This window comes from uncultured Jannaschia sp., assembly GCF_947494055.1.
Classification (GTDB): domain Bacteria; phylum Pseudomonadota; class Alphaproteobacteria; order Rhodobacterales; family Rhodobacteraceae; genus Jannaschia.
Genome location: NZ_CANLTR010000225.1, coordinates 1 through 287, shown reverse-complemented (window position 1 = coordinate 287; position 287 = coordinate 1). Strand labels below are relative to the sequence as shown.

At 59.9% G+C, this 287-nt stretch carries 1 protein-coding gene; it reads right to left on the bottom strand.

Annotation, left to right across the window (positions count from 1 at the left end; translation table 11 throughout):
• Nucleotides 1-260, bottom strand: a 260-nt coding sequence (locus Q1A87_RS23950) for an aminotransferase class III-fold pyridoxal phosphate-dependent enzyme (protein WP_299657417.1), incomplete at its 3' end; no start/stop codon positions are given.
• Nucleotides 261-287: the final 27 nt, after the last annotated feature.

Genomic DNA, 287 nt, shown 5'->3' with positions numbered 1-287 from the left:
AGGCGCTCGGCCAAACGCTCGGCCTCGACAGGACGGAGCGGCTGGACCATGGACGGAAGCGCTTCTGCCTGTGCTGCGTTCAGCGCTATCCAGATCTCGGGGGGATTGTGTCCGAAAGGGAGCGCTCCGTACTGAGAAAGAAAATCGAGGTATTCGCGACCCTGTTCATCGAAGAGTCGAAAGCCGGCACCGCGGACCATCCGGGCGTCAAGTGCGAACATCTCGAGAAGGTTCGTACGGGCGGGATTCAGAGCTGTCATGATGTGCCCCATTGTTTCGGAACGAGG